25 protein-coding genes and 1 pseudogene are annotated in these 26,525 nt (G+C 64.3%); 10 read left to right on the top strand and 16 right to left on the bottom strand.

What is annotated here, in order from left to right; genetic code table 11:
- From AC1DW9_RS27205 to AC1DW9_RS27195, 3 genes are all read right to left on the bottom strand, one after another.
- On the bottom strand, positions 1–410 hold a 410-nt coding region (locus AC1DW9_RS27205; protein WP_476776295.1), incomplete at its 3' end, for an aldehyde dehydrogenase family protein.
- 1 nt (position 411) lies between these two features.
- Positions 412–1,665 (bottom strand): phosphonoacetate hydrolase, encoded by a 1,254-nt coding sequence (phnA, locus tag AC1DW9_RS27200; RefSeq protein WP_441508259.1) that lies wholly within the window; start codon positions 1,663–1,665, stop codon positions 412–414.
- A gap of 11 nt (positions 1,666–1,676) precedes the next feature.
- The gene (locus tag AC1DW9_RS27195; RefSeq protein WP_441508260.1) at positions 1,677–2,822 is read right to left on the bottom strand and encodes a 2-aminoethylphosphonate--pyruvate transaminase; all 1,146 of its coding nucleotides are present in this window, start codon (positions 2,820–2,822) and stop codon (positions 1,677–1,679) included.
- Between the two features lie 105 nt (positions 2,823–2,927).
- On the opposite strand from AC1DW9_RS27195, the gene AC1DW9_RS27190 reads away from it, so the two are divergent.
- On the top strand, positions 2,928–3,821 hold the full coding sequence (locus AC1DW9_RS27190; RefSeq protein WP_441508261.1) for a LysR substrate-binding domain-containing protein: 894 nt from the start codon (positions 2,928–2,930) through the stop codon (positions 3,819–3,821).
- A 3-nt stretch (positions 3,822–3,824) separates the two neighbouring features.
- Here AC1DW9_RS27190 and AC1DW9_RS27185 read toward each other — a convergent pair whose 3' ends face one another.
- Together AC1DW9_RS27185 and AC1DW9_RS27180 are read right to left on the bottom strand one after the other, a co-directional pair.
- A complete protein-coding gene (locus tag AC1DW9_RS27185; RefSeq protein WP_476776294.1) occupies positions 3,825–4,670 on the bottom strand; it encodes an EamA family transporter in 846 nt (281 codons plus the stop codon).
- Complete coding sequence (locus AC1DW9_RS27180) at positions 4,667–5,401, bottom strand: metallophosphoesterase family protein (protein ID WP_476776293.1); 735 nt, start codon at positions 5,399–5,401, stop codon at positions 4,667–4,669. Before AC1DW9_RS27180 ends, AC1DW9_RS27185 begins: the two co-directional genes overlap by 4 nt.
- A 251-nt stretch (positions 5,402–5,652) precedes the next feature.
- Here AC1DW9_RS27180 and AC1DW9_RS27175 point away from each other — a divergent pair, with 251 nt between their 5' ends.
- Complete coding sequence (locus AC1DW9_RS27175; RefSeq protein WP_476855236.1) at positions 5,653–6,594, top strand: IS481 family transposase; 942 nt, start codon at positions 5,653–5,655, stop codon at positions 6,592–6,594.
- Here the strand turns inward: AC1DW9_RS27175 and rpiB are convergent.
- Positions 6,591–7,040 (bottom strand): ribose 5-phosphate isomerase B, encoded by a 450-nt coding sequence (rpiB, locus tag AC1DW9_RS27170; protein WP_476776297.1) that lies wholly within the window; start codon positions 7,038–7,040, stop codon positions 6,591–6,593. The genes AC1DW9_RS27175 and rpiB overlap by 4 nt on opposite strands.
- A gap of 43 nt (positions 7,041–7,083) precedes the next feature.
- Between rpiB and AC1DW9_RS27165 the strand changes: the two genes are divergently transcribed.
- Both AC1DW9_RS27165 and AC1DW9_RS27160 read left to right on the top strand, forming a co-directional pair.
- Positions 7,084–7,347, top strand: coding sequence for a hypothetical protein (locus AC1DW9_RS27165; protein WP_476776291.1), 264 nt, complete (start codon positions 7,084–7,086; stop codon positions 7,345–7,347).
- Between the two features lie 227 nt (positions 7,348–7,574).
- Positions 7,575–7,988 (top strand): hypothetical protein, encoded by a 414-nt coding sequence (locus AC1DW9_RS27160; protein ID WP_476776290.1) that lies wholly within the window; start codon positions 7,575–7,577, stop codon positions 7,986–7,988.
- A gap of 258 nt (positions 7,989–8,246) precedes the next feature.
- On the opposite strand, the gene AC1DW9_RS27155 is transcribed toward AC1DW9_RS27160, so the two are convergent.
- Positions 8,247–9,197, bottom strand: a complete 951-nt coding sequence (locus AC1DW9_RS27155; protein WP_476776289.1) for a glutathione S-transferase family protein — start codon at positions 9,195–9,197, stop codon at positions 8,247–8,249.
- Between the two features lie 616 nt (positions 9,198–9,813).
- On the opposite strand from AC1DW9_RS27155, the gene AC1DW9_RS27150 reads away from it, so the two are divergent.
- The 3 genes and pseudogenes from AC1DW9_RS27150 to AC1DW9_RS27140 all read left to right on the top strand — a co-directional run bounded on the left by AC1DW9_RS27150 (position 9,814) and on the right by AC1DW9_RS27140 (position 13,463).
- Positions 9,814–10,752 (top strand): formylglycine-generating enzyme family protein, encoded by a 939-nt coding sequence (locus tag AC1DW9_RS27150; RefSeq protein ID WP_441508297.1) that lies wholly within the window; start codon positions 9,814–9,816, stop codon positions 10,750–10,752.
- A 133-nt stretch (positions 10,753–10,885) separates the two neighbouring features.
- A pseudogene (locus tag AC1DW9_RS27145) lies at positions 10,886–12,503 on the top strand (arylsulfatase).
- Between the two features lie 168 nt (positions 12,504–12,671).
- Positions 12,672–13,463 (top strand): hypothetical protein, encoded by a 792-nt coding sequence (locus AC1DW9_RS27140; RefSeq protein WP_441508266.1) that lies wholly within the window; start codon positions 12,672–12,674, stop codon positions 13,461–13,463.
- Positions 13,464–13,651: 188 nt separating this feature from the next.
- Here AC1DW9_RS27140 and AC1DW9_RS27135 read toward each other — a convergent pair whose 3' ends face one another.
- Positions 13,652–13,840: a hypothetical protein gene (locus tag AC1DW9_RS27135; RefSeq protein ID WP_441508267.1), complete on the bottom strand. Its 189-nt coding sequence runs from the start codon at positions 13,838–13,840 to the stop codon at positions 13,652–13,654.
- A 348-nt stretch (positions 13,841–14,188) separates the two neighbouring features.
- Here AC1DW9_RS27135 and AC1DW9_RS27130 point away from each other — a divergent pair, with 348 nt between their 5' ends.
- Positions 14,189–14,980, top strand: a complete 792-nt coding sequence (locus tag AC1DW9_RS27130) for a phytanoyl-CoA dioxygenase family protein (protein ID WP_476776288.1) — start codon at positions 14,189–14,191, stop codon at positions 14,978–14,980.
- A 279-nt stretch (positions 14,981–15,259) separates the two neighbouring features.
- On the opposite strand, the gene AC1DW9_RS27125 is transcribed toward AC1DW9_RS27130, so the two are convergent.
- From AC1DW9_RS27125 to AC1DW9_RS27115, 3 genes are all read right to left on the bottom strand, one after another.
- On the bottom strand, positions 15,260–16,012 hold the full coding sequence (locus tag AC1DW9_RS27125; RefSeq protein WP_476776287.1) for an OmpA family protein: 753 nt from the start codon (positions 16,010–16,012) through the stop codon (positions 15,260–15,262).
- Positions 16,013–16,014: 2 nt separating this feature from the next.
- Positions 16,015–16,515, bottom strand: a complete 501-nt coding sequence (locus tag AC1DW9_RS27120; protein ID WP_441508270.1) for a hypothetical protein — start codon at positions 16,513–16,515, stop codon at positions 16,015–16,017.
- Between the two features lie 438 nt (positions 16,516–16,953).
- Positions 16,954–18,177, bottom strand: coding sequence for a M20/M25/M40 family metallo-hydrolase (locus AC1DW9_RS27115; RefSeq protein WP_476776286.1), 1,224 nt, complete (start codon positions 18,175–18,177; stop codon positions 16,954–16,956).
- Positions 18,178–18,469: 292 nt separating this feature from the next.
- Between AC1DW9_RS27115 and AC1DW9_RS27110 the strand changes: the two genes are divergently transcribed.
- Complete coding sequence (locus AC1DW9_RS27110; protein ID WP_476776285.1) at positions 18,470–19,372, top strand: GNAT family N-acetyltransferase; 903 nt, start codon at positions 18,470–18,472, stop codon at positions 19,370–19,372.
- A 91-nt stretch (positions 19,373–19,463) separates the two neighbouring features.
- Here the strand turns inward: AC1DW9_RS27110 and AC1DW9_RS27105 are convergent, their stop codons facing one another.
- The 4 genes from AC1DW9_RS27105 to AC1DW9_RS27090 form a co-directional block, all read right to left on the bottom strand.
- Positions 19,464–21,020, bottom strand: a complete 1,557-nt coding sequence (locus tag AC1DW9_RS27105) for a SpoVR family protein (protein ID WP_476776284.1) — start codon at positions 21,018–21,020, stop codon at positions 19,464–19,466.
- An 11-nt stretch (positions 21,021–21,031) separates the two neighbouring features.
- Positions 21,032–22,336, bottom strand: a complete 1,305-nt coding sequence (locus AC1DW9_RS27100) for a YeaH/YhbH family protein (protein WP_476776283.1) — start codon at positions 22,334–22,336, stop codon at positions 21,032–21,034.
- A gap of 18 nt (positions 22,337–22,354) precedes the next feature.
- Positions 22,355–24,304 (bottom strand): PrkA family serine protein kinase, encoded by a 1,950-nt coding sequence (locus tag AC1DW9_RS27095; RefSeq protein WP_441493691.1) that lies wholly within the window; start codon positions 24,302–24,304, stop codon positions 22,355–22,357.
- A 243-nt stretch (positions 24,305–24,547) separates the two neighbouring features.
- Positions 24,548–25,183 carry a TlpA disulfide reductase family protein gene (locus AC1DW9_RS27090; RefSeq protein ID WP_441480056.1) on the bottom strand — a complete coding sequence of 212 codons (636 nt, stop codon included), beginning with the start codon at positions 25,181–25,183 and terminating at the stop codon, positions 24,548–24,550.
- 137 nt (positions 25,184–25,320) lie between these two features.
- Between AC1DW9_RS27090 and AC1DW9_RS27085 the strand changes: the two genes are divergently transcribed.
- Positions 25,321–26,127 carry a TlpA family protein disulfide reductase gene (locus AC1DW9_RS27085; protein ID WP_476776282.1) on the top strand — a complete coding sequence of 269 codons (807 nt, stop codon included), beginning with the start codon at positions 25,321–25,323 and terminating at the stop codon, positions 26,125–26,127.
- 149 nt (positions 26,128–26,276) lie between these two features.
- Here the strand turns inward: AC1DW9_RS27085 and AC1DW9_RS27080 are convergent, their stop codons facing one another.
- Positions 26,277–26,519: a hypothetical protein gene (locus tag AC1DW9_RS27080; protein ID WP_441508278.1), complete on the bottom strand. Its 243-nt coding sequence runs from the start codon at positions 26,517–26,519 to the stop codon at positions 26,277–26,279.
- Positions 26,520–26,525: the final 6 nt, after the last annotated feature.

Genomic DNA, 26,525 nt, shown 5'->3' with positions numbered 1-26,525 from the left:
GCCTTGCCGTTCGGCGAGATGTCGCAGGAGAACATCTCGCCATCATCCTTGATGGTGAGCTGGGCCGCAAAGGACCAGACGTCATAGGCCCGGCTCGCCTCATAGAGCGAATCCTTCCAGCACAGCCCGGCTTCGGCCGTGATCAGCCGGGCGAACTCGTCCTTGCGGTCGCGCAGCAGCTCGGCCGTCTTCTGCAGGATCTGCTGGCGCTCATAGCGGGTCAGCGTCGGCTTGAAGGCGCGCGCCTTGGCGAAGGCCTCGCGGACATGCTCGGGCCGGGCCGCCGGGACGAGGCCGACGACGGAATTGTCGTAGGGATTGCGGACCTCGACCATGTCGTCGGTCGAGACGAGCTTGCCGGCGATCCGCATCGTCTCGCGCCGCACGGGCGGATTCACATTCGCGTTCATCTCAGCTCACCAGGTTGAGGGCGACGTCGAAGACGTCGAAATTGCGGAGCGTGCGCCCCTCCGGCACGGAGATCGGCCGGTTGGCGATCATCGGCACGCGCTGCTCGGTGATGCCGCCATGCGAGCGCAGCGGTTCGGTCAGCCCCGAGAGGTCGTGCCGATCCGGCGAGGTGCCGATCACCTTCGAGCGCGTCGAGACCACGACCACGTCGCCGATCCGGTCCGCCGGCAGCTCGAAACGCTCGCAGGCCTCGGCCGAGGTGACCGCGAGCGCGATGCCGTCGATGCCGGAGATGCGGGCCGCAACCTCGGTCTGGTCGGCGCCCTCGGGCAGATAGACCGTGGCGAAGGAGCCGAGCGCGCCGTGATGGACGACGTAAGGATCGGTGATCGGCAGGATCACGCGCATCGTGCCCTTGCCATACCATTCGTCCATCAGTGTTTGCAGATAGACTACGTCCGGCTCGCCATTGGGCAGATGCTTGTCGTTCATGCCGTGGTCGGCGGTGATGACGAGCGTGCAGCCGAGCGCATCGAGCCTGCCGACATAGCTGTCGAACATGGCGTAGAACGCGTCCGCCATTTCAGAGCCCGGCGCCGCCTTGTGCTGCACATAGTCGGTCGTCGAGAGATACATCAGGTCCGGCTTGAAGCTCTCCAGCAGCTTGACGCCGGCGGCGAAGACGAACTCGGAGAGATCGGCCGAATAGACTGAGGGGACCGGCATGCCGACGAAGCCGAGCACCCCGTCGATGCCGTTCTCCGCCGTGTTGGCCTTGTCGGCCTTTTCCGAGGAGAAGGCGATCGCCGTGCCGCTGGTGAAATCGAGCCCCTTGCCGAGCAGGGTCCGCAGCTTGTCCTTGGCCGTCACCATCGCGACCTTGAAGCCGGCCTTCTGGAACTCCGCCAGGATGGTCGGCGCCCGCAGGAAGCGGGCATCGTTCATCATCACCTCTTCCTTGGCCTCGCGGTCGTAGAAGAAGTTGCCGGCAATGCCATGGACCGCCGGCGGGCGGCCGGTGATGATCGAGAGATTGTTCGGGTTGGTGAAGCTCGGGATCACTGAATAGGCATGCGTGCTGGTGCCGGCCCGCATGATCCGGTCGAGGTTCGGGGTCAGACCCTTGGCGCTGGCGGCCTCGATATAGGCCGGCTCCGAGCCGTCCATGCAGATCACGACCGTTGCACGCTGCGGCCGGGCATAGGCCCGCCCGTTCGCCACGACATCCGATCCAACCTTTGAATGCATGTTCATCATCTGCTCCTTCACGCCGCCGACTTCAGGCCGACGCCCATCTCGGCAAGCACGTCCGAGACCGTGGCGACGAAGGCCTTCATGTCCTGCGCGCCCAGCGCGCCGATGCAGCCGATGCGGAAGCTGTCGGCGACGGTCAGCTTGCCCGGATAGATCACGTAGCCGGCGTCCTTCAGCGTGTCGTAGAAGCGCTGGAAGACGAAGTTCTTGTCCTGCGGCATGTGGAAGGTGACGATGATCGGCGCCTGGTGGTGGGCCGGCAGCAGCGTCCGGAAGCCGAGTTCCTGCATGCCCTCGATCAGGATGCGCGCATTGTCGGCATAGCGCTCGCCACGTCCGGCGACGCCGCCTTCCGTCCAGAATTCCTGCAGGGCGGCATGGAACGCGACGATGACATGGATCGGCGGGGTGAAGCGGTATTGCCCGGTGCGCTCGAAGGCGGCGTGCTGATCGTGGAGGTCGAGCACGAGCGTGGTGGCATTGCCCTTGGTCTCCGCCAGGGCGCTGCGGCGGGCGATGACGAAGCCGAGGCCGGGCACCCCCTGGATGCACTTGTTCGAAGAGGCGGCGACAGCGTCGAAATAGACCTCGCGGCTGTCGAGCGCCAGCGCCCCGAAGGCGCTCATCGAGTCGATCAGCAGGCGCTTGCCATGGCGCTTGACCAGCGCAGCCACCGCCTCGATCGGGTTGCGGATGCCGCTCGTCGTTTCGCAATGGACCACGAAGACATGGCTGATCGCCGCATCGGCGACGAGCATCCGGTCGACCTCGGCAAGATCGGGCGGCATGTCCTCGGCCGTCTCGTGGGTGACGACATCGCGGCCGGCGATCTCGAGGATGCGCTTGGCGCGCTGGCCATAGGCGCCGTTGATCAGGACCAGCGCCTTGCCGCCGCGCGGCACGAAGCTCGTCAGCATGGCCTCGACCGCGAAAGTGCCCGAGCCCTGCATCGGCACGGTGACGAAGCTGCCCTCGCCATGGATGACCTTCGGCAGTTCCTCCATCACGGCCTTGTTGATGCCGACGAAGGTGGCGTCCCGGGAGCCCCAGTCATGAACCATGGCTTCCTTGATCGCCTTGCTGGTCGTCAGCGGTCCGGGCGTCAGGAGGAGGGGATCACCGGTCTCGGAAACGGCGGGGCGGCGGGCTTGGGCCATGTCGATCTCGCTTGTGTCGTTGCAGCCGATGGCGAAACGGTAGGGCGAGATTTGACATAGCTCCAATACATCCTATCCATGCGATCCATAGAAAGGACCTATGGCATGGCGATCAGCTATTCCGGCCTGTCGGCGTTCCACGCAGTGGCGGAGGCCGAGAGCTTCACCGGCGCGGCCAAGGCGCGCCATGTCAGCCAGCCGACGCTCTCGGCGCAGGTCCGCTCGCTCGAGGACGCCTATGGCGTGCGCCTGTTCGATCGGGCCGGCCGAAAGACCAAGCTCACCCCGCTGGGCCAGAGCCTCTTCGCCATCACGGCCCGGCTGTTCTCGGCCCAGGACGAGGCGCAATCGCTGCTTGCCGGCAGCCGGACGCTGCAGCGTGGCCATCTGCGCATTGCCGCCGACAGCGCCACCCATGTCATGGCCGCGCTGGCACGGATGCGCGAAAGCTATCCCGGCCTGACATTCTCGCTGACGATCGGAAATTCCTCCGAAGTGGTCGACCAGATCATGGACTTCGCTGCCGATGTGGCGATCACCGCGCGGCAGAGCTCGGATCCGCGCCTCCACACGGTGAAGCTGCGCGCCGACCGGCTGGTCGCCTTCATCGCCAGCGAGCACCGCCTGGCGCAGCATGACAGCATCCCGATCGAGGCCTTCGCGGGCCAGGACATCGTCCTGAGAGAACGCGGCTCGATCACGCGCGAGACCTTCGAGGCTCGCCTGTCCGAGGCGGGAATCAAGCCGGCGAACCTGCTCGAGGTCCAGTCGCGCGAGGCGGTGCGGGAGGCCGTCGCCGCCGGCTTCGGCATCGGGGTGATCTTCGAGGCGGAGTTCCGGCCCGATCCCGCGCTGAAGCGGCTGGTCATCACCGGCGCCGATTTCGCGGTCGGCGAATATGCGGCCTGCCGGGCCGAGCGCCGGCGCATTCCGCTGGTGCGCGGCTTCTTCGAGACAGTCCAGGGCCTCGTCGAGGCGCAAGCCGCGATCGCGCGCTGAACTTTAGGCGAGCCGCATCAGCGCGAGCGCGGCGACGATGAAGCCGCAGGCGACCAGGCGCGAGGCCTGCAGCGGCTCCTTCAGCCAGACATAGGCAATCACGGCGGCAAACAGCACGGAGCTCTCGCGGACGGCCGCGACAAGCGGGATCGGTGCGACCGTCATCGCCCAGATCGCGATCCAGTAGGCGCCGAGCGACAGGATGCCTCCGGCCGTGCCCTGCAGCCAGAACGGCCGCATCGCGGTCAGCGCGTCCCGTCCACCGCGCAAGGCGATATAGGCGATCAGCGGCGTGCCATTGATCACGAACAGCGCCGCCGAATAGGCATGAGGGTCCCCGGCGGCCCGTGCGCCGAGCCCGTCGACCAGGGTGTAGCCGCTGATCATGACGGCGGTCAGCGCTGCAAATCCGAGCGCGCCGGGATCGAAGGCAGCGCCGCGCCGGCGCCCGAGGACCGAGACCAGCATGATGCCGGTGCCGAGCAGGCCGATGGCGGCGAACTGCGGCACGGCGAGGCGCTCGCCGAAGACGGCCAAGGCGATCGCCGCGGTCAGGAGCGGGGCTCCGCCGCGTGCAATCGGATAGATCTGGCTCATATCGGCGCGCCGATAGGCTCCGGACAGGCCGATATAGTAGCCGAGATGCAGGATCAGCGAGGCGAGGAGCCAGGGCCAGGCCTCAGGCTTCGGCCAGCCCGTGACCAGCAGGACGGGGAGGGCGATAAGCCCGGAGGCGAGCGAGATCATCGCCATGGCGTGGAGCGGTTCGAGCTTCACCTTCACGAAGGCGTTCCAGCCCGCATGCATCGCCGCTGCGGCGAGCACGGTGAGGAAGATCCCCAGGCTCACCGGCGCACGCTGCCTGTCGCCAGGGCATGGGCCCAGTCGTCGCGCCCGTTCTGCCGGGCGCGTGCCGCGGCTGCGTCCCAGTCATAGGCGATGGCGTGATGCTCGACCGTGATCGTGTCCGCGATCGTCACCAGCGCGAAGCGGGCATGCGGGCTTCCGCTCTCGGAGACATGGGCAGGCGGCGTCTCGTCCTCATAGGCCGGGTTCCCGACACTGCCGGGGTTGACGACGACCATCCCATTGGACAACCGCAGGACCCGCGGCAGGTGGCTGTGCCCGCAGAGCAGGAGCGGCGCCGTTGTGCCGGCCAGCCGTGCCTCGACGGCGGCGGCCGTGTCGGGAACGAGGCGGCCAGCCGCGACGGCTTCCATCAGATAGGCTTCATCGTCGCCGGGCGAGGCATGGACGCATTGCGCGCCGGCGGCGAACTGCTCCTGCGGTAGCGTCGACAGCCAGGCGCGATCGGCCGCGTCGAGCCTCTCCCAGGCGAAGCGGTCGGAGCGACCGAGCCCGTCGGGCGAGGCTGCTCCCAGGGCGCGGTCATGGTTGCCGCGGACGTGCAGCATCTCCGCCGCCCTGAGACGCGCGACCGTTTCCGCCGGCCATAATGGGCCCGAGGCGCAGTCGCCGAGATTGACGATGATATCGGGCGCGGCGCGCTGAAGCTGGTCCAGCACCGCCTCGAGAGCCAGCAGATTGCCGTGTATGTCCGCGATGACGCCGATGCGCATGGCTCACTCCGTGGCCGTCGAACCCCGGAAGGCATCGAGGGTCGCGCCGCGCGCTTTACAGCATGCGGGACGCTTTGCCAGCGAAATGTTTTCGCGCGGATGCGGGTCACGAGACCCTGTTCAGGACGGTGGCCGCATCGGCTCGGCGCGCGCGCGGGCGCTAGCTGTCGAAGCTATGAAGGTTGTTCATCCGGGCCGGTGCTGAGAGGCTGGGGTTGCGAAGCTCCAACGCCTGCGCCGGAGGTGCCCGGATGAACGTCCATCAGAATGCCCGTTTGACGCCTTGCGGTCGAGCCCTGCTGGCAGAGCGGGTCGAAGGGGGCTGGTCCGTCAAGGCGGCGGCACTGGCGGCGGGCGTCTCGGGGCGCACGGCGCATACCTGGCTTCGCCGGCATCGGCAGGGCGGTGAGCACAGATTTCACGACCGCAGTTCAGCCCCGCATCACTGTCCGCATGCAACGCCTGTGCAGCGTGTTGCCGAGATCGAGGCGCTGAGGCGTCGCCGGCTGAGCGGCCCGCAGATTGCGGCTGCGCTCGGCATGCCGCGCTCAACCGTGGGAGCGATCCTGCGCCGTCTGGGATTGAAACGATTGTCGGCGCTGGAGCCGAAACCCGAGATCCTGCGCTACGAGCGCGCCGCGCCGGGCGAGCTGATCCACCTCGACATCAAGAGCCTGGGCCGGATCGACGGCGTCGGCCACCGCATCACCGGCAACCGCACCGGCCCAGGCCGCAATCGCGGCATCGGCTGGGACCATCTCCATGTCGCGATCGACGATGCCTCGCGGCTGGCCTTCGTCGAAGTTCTGCCAAGCCTCGGCCGGGACGACGCGACGGCCTTTCTCGAACGCGCGCTCGCCTGGTTCGGCCGTCTCGGCGTCACCGTCGAACGGGTGATGACCGATAACGGCTCGGCCTATCGCTCGAAGCTCTTCGCAGCCGCGCTCGCAAAGGCCGGCGCCCGCCATGTTCGCACCCGGCCCTACACCCCGCGAACCAACGGCAAGGCCGAGCGCTTCATCCAGACCAGCCTGCGCGAATGGGCTTATGCAAGACCCTATCAGAGCTCGGCAGAGCGCCACGCTGCCATCGGACCATGGGCCGACAACTACAACCTCTCCCGCCCTCACTCAGCCCTCGGCGGAAAGCCGCCATGGACAAGACTGAACAACCTTCTTGGAAACGACAGCTAGCCCTCCAGCGCCTCGATCATCTCGACCCGCGTCGCATGCCGGCCGCCTTCGAACTGGGCGGAGAGGAACGCATCCACGATATCGAGCGCGAGCCCTTCGCCCACCACGCGCACGCCGATCGACAGCATGTTGGCATCGTTGTGCTGGCGGATCATGCGGGCCGAGAACGTGTCGGCGCAGACGCCGCAACGGATGCCCTTGACCTTGTTCGCCGCCATCATGATGCCCTGGCCGGTGCCGCACAGGATGATGCCGAACCGGCAATCGCCGGAGGCGACGAGCCGCGCCGCCGCTTCGCCCTGCCTGGGATAGGGTGTGCTCTCCGGCGTCGTCGGTCCGATATCGACCGCGACCCAGCCATGCGTCGCGATATGAGCGGCGATGGCCTGCCGGAGCGGAATGGCGGCGTGGTCGCTGGAGAGGACGATGCGGTTGCTGGCTGTCATGGAGACGGTATAGGCGGCCTCCAGCGAACGCTTCAAGGCTCTCATGGCCAAGCAGGGTGCGACGCTCAATATCCGCGACAGCAAGCAGACGACCGCGCTGATCCACGCGGAGGCCGATGCCCTCAAGGTGGTCGCCGACACCGTCGGCCTGCGCCGGAACCAGCCTCGGAAACATCGATCGCAGCCGAACGATGACGACCGCTCCGATGCCTATGGCCGAGGGGATGGCATGATGGTTGACGGTATCGAGCCCGCGATCGTCACCAGCGCGAAGCGGGCATGCGGGCTTCCGCTCTCGGAGACATAAGGGCGAGCCGGAACAACCGGCTGCGCCCTTCGTTGATCAACAGGTGCAGCTTCGGAAGCGTTGATCGCTTCCTTTCACGGCGGCTGTCCGGCGACACGCGCGCGAGGCAGATGGCTTTGCGCTCTGCCGCAATCCAGCCGCGATTGGTTCACCCGCCATTCAACCGGGCGGCGCGAACCTGTCCTCAGCTTCGGGAGGAGGAGAGCCCGATAAAAGGAGATTCGATCATGATGTCCCTCAGGAAAACCGCCATCGTTGCGCTGGCTTCCGCGAGCGTGGTCACGGCGGGCTCGGCCGTGCCGGCCTTCGCTGGGCAAGCGCACCCGGTCGTGGATGCCTCGCGGCTCGACAAGGCAGCGGCGGAATATTCGCAATATCGTTATCGCGGCTATCGCGGTGGATATCGTGGCTACCGCGGCGGCTGGTATGGCGGTGGCCGTGGCGCAGCCGTGGCCGGCGCCGTTGGCCTCGGAATTCTGGGTGCCGCAGCGATCGCCGCGAACCGCCGCGCCTACGCTGACCCCTACTATTACGACAATGGCTACTATGCCGCGCCGGTCTATGGCGGGCCGGTCTATGCCGCGCCGGTCTACGGCAGGCGCTATTATGCCCCGGCGTACGACTACCGCGACTATCGCTGAACGCTCGTTTGCCTCTCCCGCGCGCTCGTCCGGGCGCGCGGGGCGTCCCCCCAAATTTCGTTACGACAGCCGCGCTTCTCTGCCGCACATGGGGCGGGACATGACGCCACGTAGATGACTGCCTGCCGAGGCCGCTGCTGAGGGGCCGGCCTCGGCGTAGGCCAGCGTTTCGACATGGCCACGGGAAGAGCAATCAAGAACCAGAACCTTGGGCATGATGAACTGCTTGCGCGGTTGCCGGGGGCTTTTCGTCCTCTTTCAGCAGCTTATCTCTGGGCCAAGGGGGACGATGCCGGTCGGATTGATCGTGCGATGGCTCTCGTAATAGTGGCCTTTGATGTGCTGCATATTCACCGTCCCGGCAACGCCGGGCAGGTGGTAGATGTCACGGGCGTAACGCCAGAGGTTCGGGTAATCGACAATGCGGCGCAGGTTGCACTTGAAGTGTCCGACATAGACCGGATCGAACCGAATGAGCGTGGTGAACAGGCGGATATCTGCCTCGGTCAGGTCGTCTCCGAGCAGATAGCGCCGTGCCTTCAGCCGCTCCTCTAACCAGTCCAGTGTATCGAACAAGGGTCCGATCGCTTCTTCATAGGCCTCCTGGGTTGTCGCGAACCCGGCGCGATAGACACCATTGTTGACGGTGTCATAGACCCGCGCATTGATCGCATCGATCTCCTCGTGCAGGGGCGCGGGATAGTAGGCCCCGGACAATGCGCCGAGATGGTCGAACGCCGTTCCCAACATCCGAATGATCTCGGAAGACTCGTTGTTGACGATGGTGCCGGTCCGCTTGTCCCACAGGATAGGAACCGTGACCCGGCCGGTATAGTGGGGATCGGCAGCGGTGTAGACCTGATGCAGATACTGCGCGTGATTGACCGCGTCGGGAACGACCCCGGGGCCTGCCTGGAACGCCCAGCCGCTTTCGAGCATCAGCCAGTGCACGACCGAGATCGAAACAAGCTCTTCCAATCCCTTCAGGGCGCGCATGATCAGGGTCCGGTGTGCCCAAGGACACGCCAGGCTTACGTAGAGGTGATAGCGATCAGGCTCCGCGGCAAAACCACCAATGCCGCTTGGGCCAGCCGAGGCGTCAGGCGTCACCCAGTTGCGAAATGCGCTGTCCTTCCGGATAAAGCGGCCGCCGGTTGACGATGTGTCGTACCATTGGTCATGCCAGGCACCATCTATCAGCAAACCCATCTCGGAATTCCTTCAAGATTGGCGTGGCAGCAATGCCTGCGGGTTCACCCTTCATTGAAAGGTTCGCCGTTTCGCGCCGCCCATGGAAGTGAGGTGGAGACTATCCATAATCGGCTGGGTTGGCTGTTTTATCTTGGGCGCCTTCCACAGCGAATGGATCCTGCGTCCGGCCCTGACGAGGGCGGTGAATTTCGGTCGATGGCAGCCAAGCCATTCTGGCTATGGCAACAAACCCCCTGGGCAAGGAGAGGTGATCGGAGTTCATTCGCACACAGTAGACACCCGCGAGAAACATCTCTAGCATGGGAGGCAGTGCAGTAATTATTCTGCAATTTAATTGTAACTCGTAATATCTAATTTTGATTATAGATTTGATTTATAATTTATCTTGTCATTTACTTGTCGTTTTCCTGTCATTTAATTGGATTCTAAAAATTACCTTGAAGTAAGTGCCGCGATTGTCTCGTGTTGTCATTCTCTGACTCTAGAACAGAATTGCTCCAATTCTCCAAAGAGTGCCTGCCATGCGTATCCTCGAAATCGTCGACGGACAGCCTTCGGCTCCCCGCGATCAACCGCATGTTCCCCCGATGCAGGAACAGCGCCGCCACCAGGCATGAGCTCCATCCCCGGCGGCACCTTCCGCATGGGCTCGGACCGGCACTACCCCGAGGAGGCTCCAGCGCATCGCGTCACCGTCGACGGCTTCTGGATGGACCGGACCCCGGTGACCAACCGGCAGTTCAAGGAATTCGTCAGGGCAACGGGACACGTCACCTTTGCCGAAGTAGTGCCCGATCCCAAGGACTATCCCGGCACGCTGCCGCATATGCTCTATGCCGGCTCGCTGGTCTTTGCGCCGCCGACGAGGCCGGTCGACCTGCGCGACTGGAGCCAATGGTGGAACCTCACCAAGGGCGCGAACTGGCGTCGCCCCTACGGCCCCGGGAGCAATATCAACGCCCTCGACAACCATCCGGTCGTTCATGTGACGTTCGCCGATGCGCTCGCCTATGCGCGCTGGGCCGGCAAGGCCCTGCCGAGCGAGGCGGAATGGGAATTCGCAGCGCGGGGCGGGCTCGACGGCGCCGAATATGCCTGGGGGGAGGAGCTCACGCCCGGCAACCGGCATCTGGCGAACACCTGGCAGGGCAACTTCCCGCACGAGAACAGCAACCAGGACGGTTTCGAGCGCACCTCGCCGGTCACCGCCTTTCCGCCCAACGGCTATGGCCTCCACGACATGATCGGCAATGTCTGGGAATGGACTGAGGACTGGTACTCGGCGCGGCACGAGGCCGACGCGGCGAAAGCCTGCTGCATCCCGGTGAACCCGCGGGGCGGGCGGGAGGCGGCAAGCTATGATCCCGGACAACCGGAGATCAGGATTCCACGCAAGGTGATCAAGGGCGGCTCGCACCTATGCGCCCCCAACTATTGCCGCCGCTATCGCCCGGCCGCGCGCCATGCCGAGCCGGTCGACACCTCCACCAGCCATGTCGGTTTTCGATGCGTCTGGAGACCACCGTCCGATCCAAAGCAGCCTGAGGAGTGAGGTCATGCCTGATTGCCTGCAGCTTGATGAAAGAGACTGTTCCACGGCCAGGGCGCTGGAGCGGTTCGGAGCCTGGCGCGAGCGCTACAGCGCGGCGCTGTTCGGAGCGACCGCACTCACATCCTTCAGCGGGATGGCGGCGGCCCAGACGCAACCAGCTCCGGCGCCGGCGACGCAGCAGCGACCGAACATCATCATGATCGTGTCGGACGACACCGGCTATGGCGATCTTGGCCCCTATGGCGGCGGCATCGGCCGCGGCATGCCCACCCCCAACATCGACAAGCTGGCGGCGGAGGGAATGACGTTTTTCTCCTTCTACGCGCAGCCAAGCTGCACGCCCGGCCGCGCCGCCATGCAGACGGGCCGCATCCCGAACCGGAGCGGCATGACGACCGTGGCCTTCCAGGGCCAGGGCGGCGGCTTGCCGGCAGCCGAGTGGACGCTGGCCTCGGTGCTCAAGACAGGTGGCTACAAGACCTTTTTCACCGGCAAATGGCACCTGGGAGAGGCCGATTACGCACTGCCCAATGCCCAAGGCTACGACGAGATGAAATATTGCGGCCTCTATCATCTCAACGCCTACACCTACGCAGACCCGACCTGGTTCCCGGATATGTCACCCGAGCTTCGGGCGATGTTCCAGCGGGTAACGAAGGGAGCCCTGTCGGGCAATGCCGGGCAGCCGGCGCGCGAGGAGTTCAAGATCAACGGCCAATATGTCGACACGCCGGTGATCAATGGCGCCGAAGGCGTGGTCGGCATCCCGTTCTTCGACGGCTATGTCGAGAAGGCGGCGCTCGACTATCTCGACCGCAACGCGAATTCGCCCGAGCCGATCTTCATGAGCATCAACTTCATGAAGGTGCACCAGCCCAACATGCCGCATCCCGACTACATCCATAAGTCGATGTCGAAGAGTAAATATGCGGACTCCGTCGTCGAGCTCGACGCGCGGATCGGGCGGATCATGGACAAGGTGCGCAGTTCCGGCCGTGCCAACAACACGCTGGTCTTCTACACCACCGACAACGGCGCCTGGCAGGACGTCTATCCCGATGCCGGCTATACCCCGTTCCGCGGCACCAAGGGCACGGTTCGCGAAGGCGGCAACCGCGTTCCCGCCATCGCCTGGATGCCGGGCAAGATCGCACCCAACTCCAAGAACCACGAAGTGACCGGCGGTCTAGATCTGATGGCGACGTTCGCTTCGGTCGGCGGGGTGCGGTTGCCGACCCAGGATCGTGCCAACCAGCCGATCATCTTCGACAGCTACGACCTGTCGCCGGTGCTGTTCGGGACCGGCCCTTCGCCCCGCAACGAGTGGTTCTACTTCACCGAGAACGAGCTCTCTCCGGGTGCGGCACGCATCGGCAACTACAAGGCCGTCTTCAACCTGCGCGGCGACAACGGCGCCCCGACCGGCGGTCTGGCGGGTGGACAGCAATCTCGGCTGGAAGGGCGCCGAGAAATATGTCGCCACCGTCCCGCAGGTCTTCGACCTCTGGCAGGATCCCCAGGAGCGCTACGACATCTTCATGAACAACTATACCGAGCGCACCTGGACGATGGTGACGATCTCCGAGGCCATCAACAAGCTGATGAAGACCTATGTGCAGTATCCGCCCCGCAAGCTGCAGAGCGAGAGCTATACCGGGCCGATGACGCTGTCCGACTATCAGAAATTCCAGAGCGTCCGCGACATCCTGTCGAAGGAGGGTATCAGCATCCCGCTGCCGTCGGGCAACTGAACACGGCCCCAGGTCGGCTGGCCGGGCCAGACGAGGCCCGGCCGAAATCGTCGCAGCAATGCTCGATTCAGGGCTCGATTGAGCCGACCCTTTTGAATCCGCATGCCCCTCGATGACGATCGTGCCAGCGGGGACAGATACGACGAGACGAACGATCCGAGGCGTCCAATGGCTGAGAGTGTTCATCCCCTTGACGGGTCGCAACTGGCCCGGATCGAGCCCGGCGACCGCCTCGTGGTGCTAGCCCGGACGATACAAGCGGATCCCGGAGCGGAAGCCGAGCTCGAGGACCGCGTCGTCGACTGGGCGCGCTTTGGGGAAACGTGCCTCGGGCAGGCGCTGTATCGGCACCGCTCCGTGTTTCGGAACGCTTCGGAAGCGGCTGTCTGGAGCCATCTCGAACTGAGCTACTTCCAAGATATCGTTCCTGCCGACGCCATTCGCGAACTCGTGGTCAAGCAGCAACCGCCGCAGATCCAGGTGCTGCGCGCGGAGATTCTCCTGACCACCCCCGCGGCCTTCGTCCTGCCGCGAAACTGGCAGGGCTCAGCCGATCGGCCCGAGCGGCAGGTGTCGCTGGAATATATCGAGGTGGGCGCTCCCTCTCTCGGCCAATACCGTGAGATCATGCGGAACTATATCGGGCCGGCTGCTGCGAAGCTCGTCCAGGCGAACAGGATCGGGACGTTCCGGACCATGGAGACGGCGGCCGTGCTCTACCGTGATCCGGCGCTGCGGATCGACTGGAACCAGATTCATCTCTGCGAAGTGGAGGCCGACGGCTTCAACGGGTTCGGCCAGGAATTCGATGCCGCGCTCCGCGAGGTTTCGCCGGATGGCGGCTTTGCGGCCGTCTTCGCCGGCCTCGACCGCATGCGCACGATCCCTCGTTGGACCTTCAACGATCCCGTGGTCGAGGCTGACGCTGCGCTCGGACGGGTAGGCACGGCGGAACCATGAGCGGAGTCCGGCCCGGGACGTGCGCGTGCCGGCGCCGCCTCATCCCGCAAACCGCCGGCAAAGGGGGAGCCGTGGACGGTTGACCGTCAACGGCGGACGGAAACGAGGCCGGCGCGGCGGGGAAAAGGCAGGTCATCGACCGCGTCGCACCCGGAACACCTGACGAGGGCGCGTTTCGGGACGGGCTCTCAGACGTTGTCCAAACGCGCCTTGGCACCAAGGTAACCCCCGTCCTTGCCCTTGGCCCAGTCGAGGGCAGATGCTTCAGTCCACTTGCCATCGGCGAGCGGCATGTGACGCGTGACGTCAGGATGGTTCAGCAGAACCAGCCCGTCGGAGGTGGGGATGTCGGCAAAACAGTGGAGGGTGAAGGCCATAGCCTCCTCCCTATCACGATGGCCGGTCGAGGCGAGCACTGACTAGCCTGTCGAGACGGCCGTCGGGAATCCTGCAACGGCTCGAGACCGGGTCTTGAGCAGTTTGATCCGGAGCGACCGCTTCCGGGCGATGACTCGGAGTTACCTCTTGGCGCCTTGACGGGGAAGAGCCGGGCAATGGTGACCTTGAGGCTGCCCTTGTTGCCGTGGTAGGGGGGCTCGTCATGATGTTCGCCTCCACGTTCTTTCCCCTGATCTGAACGGCCTCAAGCCGTCCGGCGCCTTCGCGCCGATCAGATCAGATCAAAACGGCTTCGCTGATGCGGCAGCCGAGCGGAGAAACGTGCAATGCCCAATAATGCGCAGATTGGCCTGACATCCCGTCAGGTCCAGAGCTTCATCGACGACGGATTCGTCAAAATCGAGAACGCCTTCAGTGCCGACCTTGCAAGACAATGCCGGGATGAATTGTGGGCAGATATCGGCTTGTCGCCCAGCAAGCCGGAAGGCTGGACGCGACCGGTCATCCGGGTGAGCTCGAAATCCTCGCCTGCTTTCATCCAGGCGGCCAATACGCCGCCCCTGCACAAGGCCTTCGATCAACTCGTCGGCGCAGAGCGTTGGATCGCCCCCAGGGGGCTTGGGACCTTTCCGATCCGGTTCCCCTCGACGGAGGCGCCGGGGGACGACGGCTGGCATGTGGATGTGAGCTTTGGCCTGGACAATCCGGATTTCATGGAATGGCGAGCCAATGTAAGGAGCAGCGGACGAGCCCTGCTCATGCTCTTCCTGATATCGGATGTCGGGCCCGACGATGCTCCTACGAGAATTCGCCGGGGCTCGCATGCCATGATTGCGCGGGAGCTTCTGCCCTACGGCGAAGCGGGAGCCACACTCCGGCAGCTCTCCGCGAACGGCTACGCCTCGACTGCGGATTGTGTGGTCGAAATCGCAACCGGAACGGCGGGCACGGTCTATTTATGCCACCCGTTCCTGGTCCATGCAGCGCAACCCCATTGCGGCCAGCATCCGCGATTCATGGCGCAGCCGCCGCTGTTGCCACGGGGCGAGTTTGATCCGTCCTTGCCTCCCTCGCCAGTTCAGATCGCCATCCGTCAAGCCTGCGGGTTGACCTTCTGATCCCGGCGTCCGGGGCCATGCTGCGGCTCCGGGCGCCTAATCTGCCTTGGCAGCCTCCGGTGTTTCCCAAAGCGGACGCCCGTAGCGTCCGGCAAGCGTCGGGAGCGGATGTCACCCCGCCCGATTTCGGATGTCAGCGTCCGAGCAAGGCTCCAATATCCAATTGTGGTCGCCTGATCAGATCATCGGACCGGATATCGTATCCAGATCCGATGATCTAATCCTTTGTCTTTGCATCGGATTTCCCGGAAACCGCAATCCACTTTTCGGGCCGCTGCTCTAGCAGGCGCTCGGAATGTCGCAGCGGGGCGGAGGTTTCTGAGCGACAGGCCATTCGGCCGTTTCGCCGGAAGCCGGGAGCGGGCCGACGCGTTGCCGTCGGCCCGCAGATTCCATTGTCCACTGCTTCGGCATAACGAACTCGACGCGTCGGTTCAGGGCACGCCCTTCGGGATTATCCGCTCCGGTCTTAAGCGTATTGGGTTCGATCGGACGCGTATCGCCGAGCGCTTTGACCGAAAGCCGCGCTTTATCTGCTCCGTGTCTCACAAGCCATTGCGCGACGACCTGAGCCCGCCGAAGGGACAGTTCCTGATTATACCGAGCAGACCCTTTTGAATCCGTATGCCCCTCGATGACGATCGTGCCAGCGGGGACAGATGCGACGAGACGCGCGATATCGGTGAGTGTCGGTTCGGCAGCCGACCTGATGTCGGCCCTGTCGAAATCGAACAGGATATCGCCCGTCATCGACAGCCTGACGGTCGTCGCATCGTGTCGCACGGAAAGACCACCGTGCCGGGCGGCAAGTCCGCCGGCTTTCGCCGACAGATCAGATACCGCGCTGTTCAAGTCGGAGGGGAGTCCCTTCAGATCCAGAACCGTGGCCTTAAGATCCAGAACCGTGGCTTTGAGATCGCGTATTTCGCGATGGTGAGGTGGCTCTTGCGCAAACGAGCCACGTGTCGCTGCCAGAAACACGATGATCGCGATGCAGGAGTTGGTGATGCAGGACTTGGTAGCGCCGGCCATGGCTATCGGTCGGTGATTTTGATCGCGTCGAGCGTCTCGACACCCGGGATCGTCAGCGACACGTCCGTGACATCCTTCGGTGGAGCAGGGAACCTGCCATGCCATGAGCCGGCGATCGGAGAATCCTTGTTGGCCTTGATGACCAGGTTAGGATTTGTCAGCGGCTTGTCGTTGCTATCTGTCAGGAGCAGGTATTTCTTGTTGCCGGCAAGAACATAGAAGCTGTTTTCATAAGCATCCTTGCTGATCGAATCATAGAGTCGTTCCAGCTTGTTCGTGGCGATTGGCTTGAAGCGAAGCTTGATCGTAAGGACATCGCCGGCGCGGGTAGCTTCGACGACTTGGGCTTCGGCGGCCCCGCCATCGGTCAAGCCAGTGGCCAAGGGCGCGACAGAATTGGCCTCGGCTTGTGTTTGGGCAAATGCCGTTTGAACGAATCCAGCTGTTGCCAGGAAGGCACTAAAGGCACAGGCGGTCATGGTAATTCTTGTCACTTTTACCATGTCAATCCTCTTTACTTTCAAAATTGCAGGCAGGGCGTACGAATCGCACTACGAATCTCCATAGCCGGCTTGCGTGGAGGCAATGTGGCTGCCTCCAGGCATTTGCCCGACGATCGGATTGTTAATTTCAGAAAAATCATTGCAAATACAGTGGGTTAGTTAATCGACTTGATCCGGTTTCCTGTCCGGTGATCGAAGATTCCCATGACGCCCCCAGCTGGCGCTAAGCTTCCTTCCGAAGCAGCCGGCCGAGCCCAAAGCCTGGCTTGGGTGGGACGCTGCCGTTAAGGGGCAGAGCCGACGGTGCCGCGATGATCGAAGACGCGACATCCTCCACGCGCAAGGCGAGTTCGTCTCTTGCGCCATTCTGTCCGCGCAATCGCAACCGGTCGAGCAGCACGATCAAATGCAGCGGCAACGACCGGGCGACAGGACCGTTCACGCGGCAGGGAAGCCCGCCGTGGCCAGGATCGTGGCAAGGCTCGCCGTCATGCCCGATATGCTCGCTGTCTTTTCGACATCGATCCACTCGCCGAGGGAATGGGCCCTGCCGCCGGTGCCGCCCGAGCCGATCTTGATTGCCGGGATGCCGAGGCTCATCGGAATATTTGCGTCGGTGGAGGAGGCTTCGTGCCTGGGCGCAAAGCCATGGGCCCGAAGCGCTGCGGTCGCATATTGCACGATATCGGCGTCCACCGGCGTATTGCCTGCGGGGCGGTCGCCCAAGGCCTTGATTTCGACTGTGATCGCGCCCTCGCTGGTCGAGCGGGTCTCGTTCTCCTGGTCCACCGCCGCAGCCACGATCTCGCGGCAGCGCGCGTCCAGCCTGGCAAGCTCCTCGGCCGATTCCGAGCGCAGGTCGATATCGACCCAGGCCTCCTCGGGGATGGCGTTGACGGATGAGCCGCCGCCGACGATGGAGGCACAGAATGTGGTGCGGGGTGTCGCCGGCACCTGGATGCGGCCAAGCTCCACGATCGCCTGGGCCATGGCATACATCGGGTTGACGATGCCGAAGGCCTGGAAGCTGTGCCCGCCCGGCCCCTTGAACCTGACGGAATAGCGCTTCGAGCCGACGCCGCCGACGACGATCTTCTCCACCTGCGGACTGTCGACGGTGACGAAGGCTGCGATCTTGTCGCGATACCGGCCCTTGCTGAAGAGATGGCGGACGCCGCGCAGGTCGCCGAGCCCTTCCTCGCCGACATCGCCCACGAACAGGATATCATTGCGGGTCCGGACGCCGGCGGCGTCCATCGCGCGCACGAAGGCCAGGAGCACGGCAAGGCTGCGGGTGTCGTCGCCCACGCCCGGCGCATAGAGCTTCGTGCCCTCGCGGCGCACGGTGACATCGGTTCCCTCAGGGAAAACCGTATCGAGATGCGCGGCGACCACGATCAATCCGCCGTTGCCGGTGCCGCGCCGGAGGCCCATCACATTGCCGATCTCGTCCTGCTCGACATCCTCCAGGCCATGCGCCTGCAGCATCTCCAGATAGGCGGCGGCGCGCTTCTCCTCCTTGAAGGGGGGCGCGGGAATCTCGGTCAGCGTGATGATGTCGGCAATGGTGCGGTCATGCTCGGCCTCGAGCACCCTGACCGCCTCCTTGAAGGCCGGATGGTGGGTGATCGCGGCAATTTCAGAGGCGTGATCGCGCTGCACTGGCATTTCCTCATCATGCGGTCTTCATGACCTTCAGAACTGCGCCACGTCTGCCTTCAGCCTCGGTGCGGCGCAAGCGTTCTCCCCCGGGCGGCACGCGTGGCGCCATTGCGCCGGGCTCAAGGCGCGCACGGGCTTTTGACGGTCAGGCCGGCCGGGAAGGGCGCACGACCAACTCAGCCATCAAGCAGGCGCGCGAAAGAGCGGGCCTGCGGCAGCGCGATGGCATTGGCCTTGTCAGCCGGAGATTCGATGCCAAGACTGATCTGAATTGCTCTGACGGAGCTGTCCCATGTCACTCGTCTACAGGCCGGCCCGCGCGCAGGATTTGGCGACGGCTGATGCCCTCGTCGTTGCCAGCATCAATGATCTGACCACGCGCCATGGTTTCGGCCCGATGGCGACGTCGAGCGCTCCCAATTTTCAGCTGTTTTCACTCAAGGACGATCCCGACGGCCTATGGGTCGCGGAGGATAACGGTGAGCTTCTCGGTTTCGCCTGGAGTTGGGTATGCGGGAATGTCTGGTTTCTTGCCCAGCTATTCGTCGATCCGGGCCAGCAGGGACGTGGCATCGGCAATGAATTGATGAAGTTGACCCTGGAGCATGCCCGCAAATCGGCCGCGGCTCACAAGGTCCTGATCACCTTTACCTTCAACAGGGTCTCGCAGGGTCTCTACATCCGGCATGGCCTCTTTCCAAGGATGCCGATCTATTTTCTCAGTGCGGCGCGGGAACGGGTTATCGAGGGACTGCCGGAGCCTGCGTTGCAGAGCATCCCGATCGATGGCAACGCCGCGACCATGGAGAGACTGGCCGAGATCGATTCCCGCGCGATCGGCGTCCCGCGAGAGAAGCATCACCGCTACCTGCTCGATGACCCGGCCACCACGGGGGTCTTGCTCTGCGCCGGCAACGATTGTCTCGGCTACAGCTATGTCACGTCCAGCGGGCATATCGGACCTCTCGCCGTCAGGGAGGTCGACGACCTCGGCGATGTCTTTGCGGCGGCATTGAGGATAGCGGCCGACAGGCCCTGCGAGACCGTATCGGCGTTCCTGCCCGGCTCATGCGAAAGCGCGCTGAGCCTTGCCGTCAGTCAGGGCATGCGCATCACCTTTCCCATGCTGCTGATGGCGTCGCAGGGCTATGGAACCTGGACGCGATACCTGCCGCGCAATCCGGGCTTCATGTGATCATGAGCACCTGCTTCTGATGAAGGCGTTGGAACGGGCTGACTCAGCGGCCTTGGGGGCGTGGCACAATGCGCGTCCCGGTGCCTATGAACTATAGCGATCCGTCAAGCTGACGGCTGGACCGTTCGAAGACCGTGACCCCCGTCTGCGCGTCAACGCCTTCCAGGCTGACCTCATAGCCCCATAGCTCATGGACATGCCGCAGCGTCGCATCGCAGCCGGCGCGTTCCAGCAGGATGCCGTCATTGACCTTGTGCTGCAGGCGCAGATGCCGCTGGCCGAGCAGGTCCACATCCACGATCTGGATGTCCGCATGGCTCGCCCCGATGTCGTATTTCTGGGCCAGGGCCGTGCGTATGGACGCGTAGCCGCGCTCATTATGGATCGAAGCCACGCTGTAGAACGAGTCGTTCGCGGCGTCGGAAAGCAAGAACAGCCGCCACTTCCGGATCAGGGCCGGGCTGAGATACTGGCGAATGAAGGATTCGTCGCGGTGGTTGGCCCAGGCGTCCAGCAGGATCGTGCGCCAGTCTCCGGTTCCCGCGATCTCGGGAAACCAGTCGCGATCTTCCGCGGTCGGCTCGGTCACGACACGCTGGATGTCCTGCATCATGTCCAGCCCCAGGGCATAAGGGTTGATGCCGGAAAAGCGGGGATCGTCGAAGGCTGGCTGGAAGACGACGTTCGAGTGGTTGCGCAGGATTTCCAGCATGGCGCCCTCGCTGATCCGGCCGCGGTCGAACAGCGTATTCATGATCGTGTAATGCACGAAGGTTGCGCAGCCTTCGTTCATCACCTGCGTCTGCCGCTGGGGATAGAAATACTGCGCGATCACCCGGACGATCCTCAGGATCTCGCGCTGCCAGGGCTGGAGGATCAGGCTGTTCTTCTCCAGGAAATAGAGCAGGTTCTCCTCGGGGAGATTGAGCGCCCTTTTCCGTTCGGCGATCGAGGCCTCGCTCTCGTCGGGCTTGGCGTCGTCCACCAAGCGCGGGACCGTGCGCCATAGGTCGTTATAGGAACGCTCTTCGTATTCCAGCCGCTCGCGAAGCCCCTCGCGGTGCCTGTCGGATGAGAGCCGGGGAGGGCGGCGATAGCGGAACACGCCCTGTTCCATCAGTGCATGGGCGGCGTCGAGAATGGCCTCGACCGCCGCAACGCCATGCCTTTCCTCGCAGCGGGCGATGAAGCCCTTGGCGAAATCGAGATAGCCGAGGATCGCGCCGGCATCGGCCCATTGCTGGAACAGGTAGTTGTTCTTGAAGAAATGGTTGTGGCCAAGGGCAGCATGCGCGGTCACCAGGGCCTGCAGGGCCATGGTGTTCTCTTCCATCAGATAGACGATGCAGGGATTGGAGTTGATCACCACTTCATAGGCGAGGCCGCGACCGGCCTTGCGATAGAGCAGTTCCTGGCGGAGGAAGTGCTTGCCGAATGACCAGTGGCGATACATCAGCGGCATGCCGATGGATGAATAGGCATCGAGCATCTGCTCTGAGGAGATGATCTCCATCTGCACCGGGTAGACATCGAGCCGGAGCTCTTCCTTCGCAACCGCCTCGATGACGTCGTAGACATGCGACAAGGTCGCGAAGTTCCAGTCCGAGCCGGAGAACAGCAGATCGGATCGGGGCGTTTGCCTCGCCATCGGCGCTTCCCTCACTTGCGCAACTGCGCCGGTTGGCGGGTGAAGAGATGCCGGAAGACCGGGTAGATGTCGGCGGCCCGAGCGATGCGGCTCATGCCAAAATTCGGCCATCTCTCCTTGACCGTGAGATAGGCGCGCCAGAGCGGGGTGCCGTTGTCCGTGGAGCCGAAGATCTCGCTCTCGCGTTCGTCGATGATCTCGACATAGGCAAAATACTGGCACAGGCGCATGATCTCGCCATCCATCAGTTTGAGGCAGCGCCTGGAGTCGGTCGCGAGGTTGTCGCCGTCCGACGCCTGGGCGGCGTAGATGTTCCACTCCCGGCTGGGATAGCGCTGCGCGATGATGCGCTGCATCTCCTCCAGCGCCGTGGAAACCACGGTGCCGCCGCTCTGCATGCTGAAGAAGAAGGTGTCCTCGTCCACCTCCTGCGCCACGTGGGTATGGCGGATGAAGACGATGTCCGTGCGGTCGTAGCGCCGCTTCAGGAATAGATGCAGCAGGACGAAGAAGCGCTTGGCCAGGTCCTTCTCGCGTTCGCCCATCGAGCCTGAGACGTCCATCAGGCAGAACATCACCGCGTTCGCGTTGGGCCGAGGCTGCGCGTCGAAGCGATTGAAGCGGATATCGACCGGGTCGACGAAGGAAGTCACCCGGCGCCGGCGCTCCAGCCGGTCGAGTTCGGCGCGCAGGGCTGCGACGTCGGCGTCGGCGGCGCCTGGCTCGTCGGCCTCGATCCTGGCCAGTTCGCGCAGGATGGCCTCGACCTCCTCGCGCCTGGGCCGCTGGAGGGCGATGCGGCGGCCATGGCTGTTTCGCATGGTGCGCGCGATGTTGATGTTCGTCGGCGAGCCGCTCGCCGAGAAGCCGGCCCGCCGCGGCTTGAAGGCGACGATCTCCTTGAGATTGAGCTTGACCATGTCGGGAAGTGCGAGATCTTCGAAGAACAGATCGAGCACCTCCTCGCGCGACAGCACGAAGCGGAAATCGTCCTCGGAATCCTCCAGGCGGGGCGACGATCCCGATCCGCCGCCCCGGCCCGACTTCGGCATCCTGTCCCCCGGCGCGAAATGCCTGTTTCCGGGCAGGACATGCTGGCGCCGGCCGCTGTCCCCGGCATCGCGGAAGCGCGGCTCGCTCGTGCGCTTCGCCGGGAGCGAAACGGCGTGCGCCCCGTCTGCATCGGCGATCTTGCCGGCCCGGATCTGTTCCTGGACGCTGCGCTTCAGTTCCGCGCGGACGCGGTGCAGAAAGCGCTGGCGATTGCCCAGGCTCTTGTCCTTCGGGTTCAGGCGGCGGTCGATGAAAATCGGCATGGCACGCTCCGGCCGCGTTCAACCCGCCTTGTTCACACGCATGTACCAGTCCACCAGGCGCCGGACCTGGCGCTCGGTATAGCCACGCTCCACCATGCGCTGAACGAAGCCCTGGTGACGCTTCTCGGTCACGCTGTCCTGCTTCGAGCCGAAGCTGATGACGGGCAGCAGATCCTCGACCTGACCGAACATCCGCTTCTCGATCACCTGGCGCAGCTTCTCATAGCTGGTCCAGGACGGGTTGCGGCCATTGTTCCTGGACCGGGCGCGCAAGGTGAACTTCACGACCTCGTTGCGGAAGTCCTTGGGATTGGCGATGCCCGCCGGCTTTTCGATCTGCGACAATTCAGTGTCGAGGACCTGCCGGTTGAGCAGCTGGCCGGTATCGGGGTCCTTGTAGTCCTGATCCTCGACCCAGGCGTCGGCATAGGCGATGTAGCGGTCGAACAGGTTCTGGCCGTATTCGCCATAGGATTCCAGATAGGCTTTCTGGATCTCGTGGCCGATGAACTCGGCATAGCGCGTCGCGAGCTCCGACTTGATGAAGTCGAGATAGGCCGCTTCCGTCTCCTTGGGGAATTGCTCGCGCTTGATCGCGCCTTCCAGGATGTACATCAGGTGCACCGGGTCGGCGGCCAGTTCCCTGGTGTCGTAGTTGAAAGTCTGCGAGAGAATCTTGAAGGCAAAGCGCGTGCTGACGCCGGTCATGCCCTCGTCGACCCCGGCGGCGTCGCGATACTCCTGGATGGCCTTCGCCTTTGGCTCCACTTCCTTGAGGTTCTCGCCGTCATAGACGCGCATCTTTGTATAGAGCGGCGAGTTCTCGAACTCGGCCAGCCGCGTCGAGACCGAGAAGCGGCTGAGGATATCGAGCACTTCCGGCGTGCAGGGGCTGCCGGCCAGTTCACTCTCGCGCAGCAGTTTCTCGTAGATCTGCCGCTCTTCGGTGACGCGCAGGCAATAGGGCACCTTGACCACCAGGATGCGGTCGAGGAACGCCTCGTTGTTCTTGTTGTTCTTGAACTGGAGCCATTCGGACTCGTTGGAGTGCGCCAGAACGATGCCCTGGTAGGGAAAGGCTCCGAAGTTCTCGGTGCCGTTGTAGCTGCCTTCCTGGGTCGCGGTCAGCAGGGGATGCAGCACCTTGATCGGCGCCTTGAACATCTCGACGAATTCGAGCAGGCCCTGCGTCGTCCGGTTCAGCCCGCCGCTGTAGGAATAGGCGTCCGGGTCCGACTGGCTGAAGTTTTCGAGCTGGCGGATGTCGACCTTGCCGACGAGCGTCGAGACATCCTGATTGTTCTCGTCGCCTGGTTCGCTTTTCGCGATGCCGACCTGCCGCAAGCGCGAGGGGTTCAGTTTGACGACGCTGAACCCAGAGATATCGCCCGAGAGCTCGTCGAGCCGCTTCGCCGCCCAGGGCGAGATCAGGCCGGTCAGTCGACGCCGCGCGATCCCGTACTTGTCCTCGAAGAGATCGCCCATCCGATCGGGACGGAACAGGCCCAGAGGCGATTCGAAGACCGGGCTGATCCGGTCCCCGACCTTGAGCGTGTAGAAGGGGCGCTCCTCCATCAGCTTCTTCAGCCGCTCGGCGAGGGAGGATTTGCCGCCGCCGACGGGGCCGAGCAGATAGAGGATCTGCTTGCGCTCCTCCAGGCCCTGCGATGCGTAGCGGAAATAGCCGGCGATCCTCTCGATCGTATCCTCCATGCCGAAGAAATCGGTAAAGGACGGGTAGAGCTTGACCGTCCGGTTGGAGAATATCCGGCCGAGGCGCTCGTCCTGGCTCGTATCGAAAAGCTTTGGCGCGCCGATCGCGTCGACCATCCGCTCAGGGGCGGAGGCATACATCGATTTGTCTTCGCGGCAGGCCAGCAGGTATTCCCGCAGGCTCATCTCCTCCTGCGAAAAGCTTCGATAATCCTCTGAAAATAAACGGAATACATCGCCGTCTCTCTCGATCATGGCAACCATCCCACGTCGTCGGAGGTTGTCGACGACAGCCCCCGGACATTCAACCGATGACGGTCTCGCAAGTTCCTGCCCCATGGCACTTTGATGCCAGGCGGAGGGCCTCGAACGGCGAGCGCGCCGCGCGGCCTGGTGCGGGTCGAGACCTCGGTCCTTTCGTTCATCCGCCTGTTCTTCGGGCATCTCCCATGACGCCGAAGCCAACAGGCTCCAGTATGCGGGCGCAGTGCGTCCTGGTCAGCCCTCGCGCGCGAAATAGTGCATGAACCGGATCGCCTCCGGCGTGCCCCAGTCCGCCGCGCCGGCGAGATGGCCGGCCGTCCTGCCCCTGGCATCGACGACATAGCTCATCGGCATCCCGTAGAGCTGGAAGGGCGTCTGCATCTGCGATTTCGGACCCGAGGCGACGCGGCCGTCGCGATCGATGAAGCTCGCAAAGCCGCCCAAGCCCAGGCGGTCGATGAGCCGTTGGGCCGCGGCCGCGTCGCGGTCGATCGAGACGGGGACGACGGCGAAGCCGAGATCGCGTCTCTGCTGCAGGCGATGCAGGATCGGCAGCTCGCGAAGACAGGGCGGGCACCAGCTCGCCCAGAAGGCCACGAGACAGGGACGGCCACGATAGCTGGCGAACGACCGGGTCCGGCCATTGAAATCCGTGAGCGAGATGGCCGAGACGTCCTCGCGCGGGTCGAGTTCGATGAATTGCCCGCCGGCTTCGGTCACGAAGGGCGGCGGAGCCGCCAGCGCCCGCGGCGGCAACAGCGAGATCGCCCCGGCCGAGCCGCCCAGCAGCAAGCTGCCCAGCAGGACCTGGCGGCGATGCAGGATCGGGCTCGCGGGCCTGCTGTCCTGCCGGATGTCGTCTTGCGTCATAGCGATGCCTTGCTCTCTTGCCTGCGAAGCCCGAGAGGAAACTGAGCTTAAGCCTGGCTTAAGGCGCCCGCCCGATGCAGCCGGAACCGGCCCTCGGATCGGCCGGCCTTATCGCGCGAGAGCAGGAGCGCAATCGGATGAATGCCGTCAGCATCGGTCCCTTCGTCTTCGCGCCGGACCGCTTCGCCGCGATCCTCGCGATCGCGACCCTGCTGATGGCAGCCGCGCTCCTGTCCAGGCGGTTTGACGCGCGTTTGAACGCATGGGCGTCGTCGGCGGTCCTTGCCGCGATCGTCGCTGCCCGCCTCGGCCATGTCGTCCTGCATTGGTCGAGCTTTGCGCAGGAGCCATGGCGCATGCTGGCGATCTGGCAAGGCGGATTCTCGATCCCCGCCGGGCTGCTCGGGATGGCGCTCGTAACCGCATTCTACGGTCGATCGGTTCGCTTCGCCGCCGGTGCAGCCGGGGCGGTGCTCGTCGCCGGCCTCGTCGGACTGGTGACGCTGGAGCTGACGAAGGCGACCTATGGCCAGCAGGCGCCGGCAACCCGCATGGCCACCCTGGACGGCGCCCTCCGCTCGATCGGCGATTTCGAGGGCAAGCCGCTCGTCGTCAATCTCTGGGCGACGTGGTGCCCACCCTGCCGCCGGGAGATGCCGATGCTGGCGCGCGAAGCGGCCGAGCGGGCGGATGTCGGCTTCCTCTTCGTGAACCAGGGCGAGAGCGCCGAGAAGATCCGGAGCTATCTCTTGGCCGACCGGCTGACGCTCGATCAGGTCCTGCTCGATGCCGCCATGGCCCTCTCGCGCCATTACGCGGCGCCTGGGCTGCCGGTGACGCTGTTCCTGCGCCGCGACGGCACGCTCGCCTCGCTCCATACGGGCGAGATTTCGCGGGAGGCCCTGGCAGCCGGTATCGACGGCATCATGGCGGAGACGCGCTGAGCGATCCCCCTGGCCGCCCTCTGTCCTGATTCAGGCTGGCACCAGCACCACCTTCGCAACCCTGGGGACGCGATCGTGCCGGGCGATCACGTCTGGTTCCGCGTCCCAGCGATGAGCGGGAACGCCTCAGGCAACCGGCCGGCAAAGCGTCACCGTGCCTGGAGTCTCCGGTAGCCCGCGATCAGGGCCGCGGCGGCGGCGTCGATCTCTGCGGCAGCGCTGAAGCGGCCAAGCGAGAGCCTGACGGCGCCGAGCGTCGGGGCGGGCCCGTCCTCGTCGGCCTCGATAGTCCGTCCCGCGCGAACGAGCAGGCACCGGCTCGTGGTGATCAGGTCGGCCGGGGAGGGAGCTTGCGGGCGGCCCGCGCCGGTGGTTTCCGCGCCCAAGATCATGGCCCC

Source organism: Allobosea sp. P4_E12 (assembly GCF_056401655.1).
This window is presented reverse-complemented; position numbering and strand designations above follow the sequence as displayed.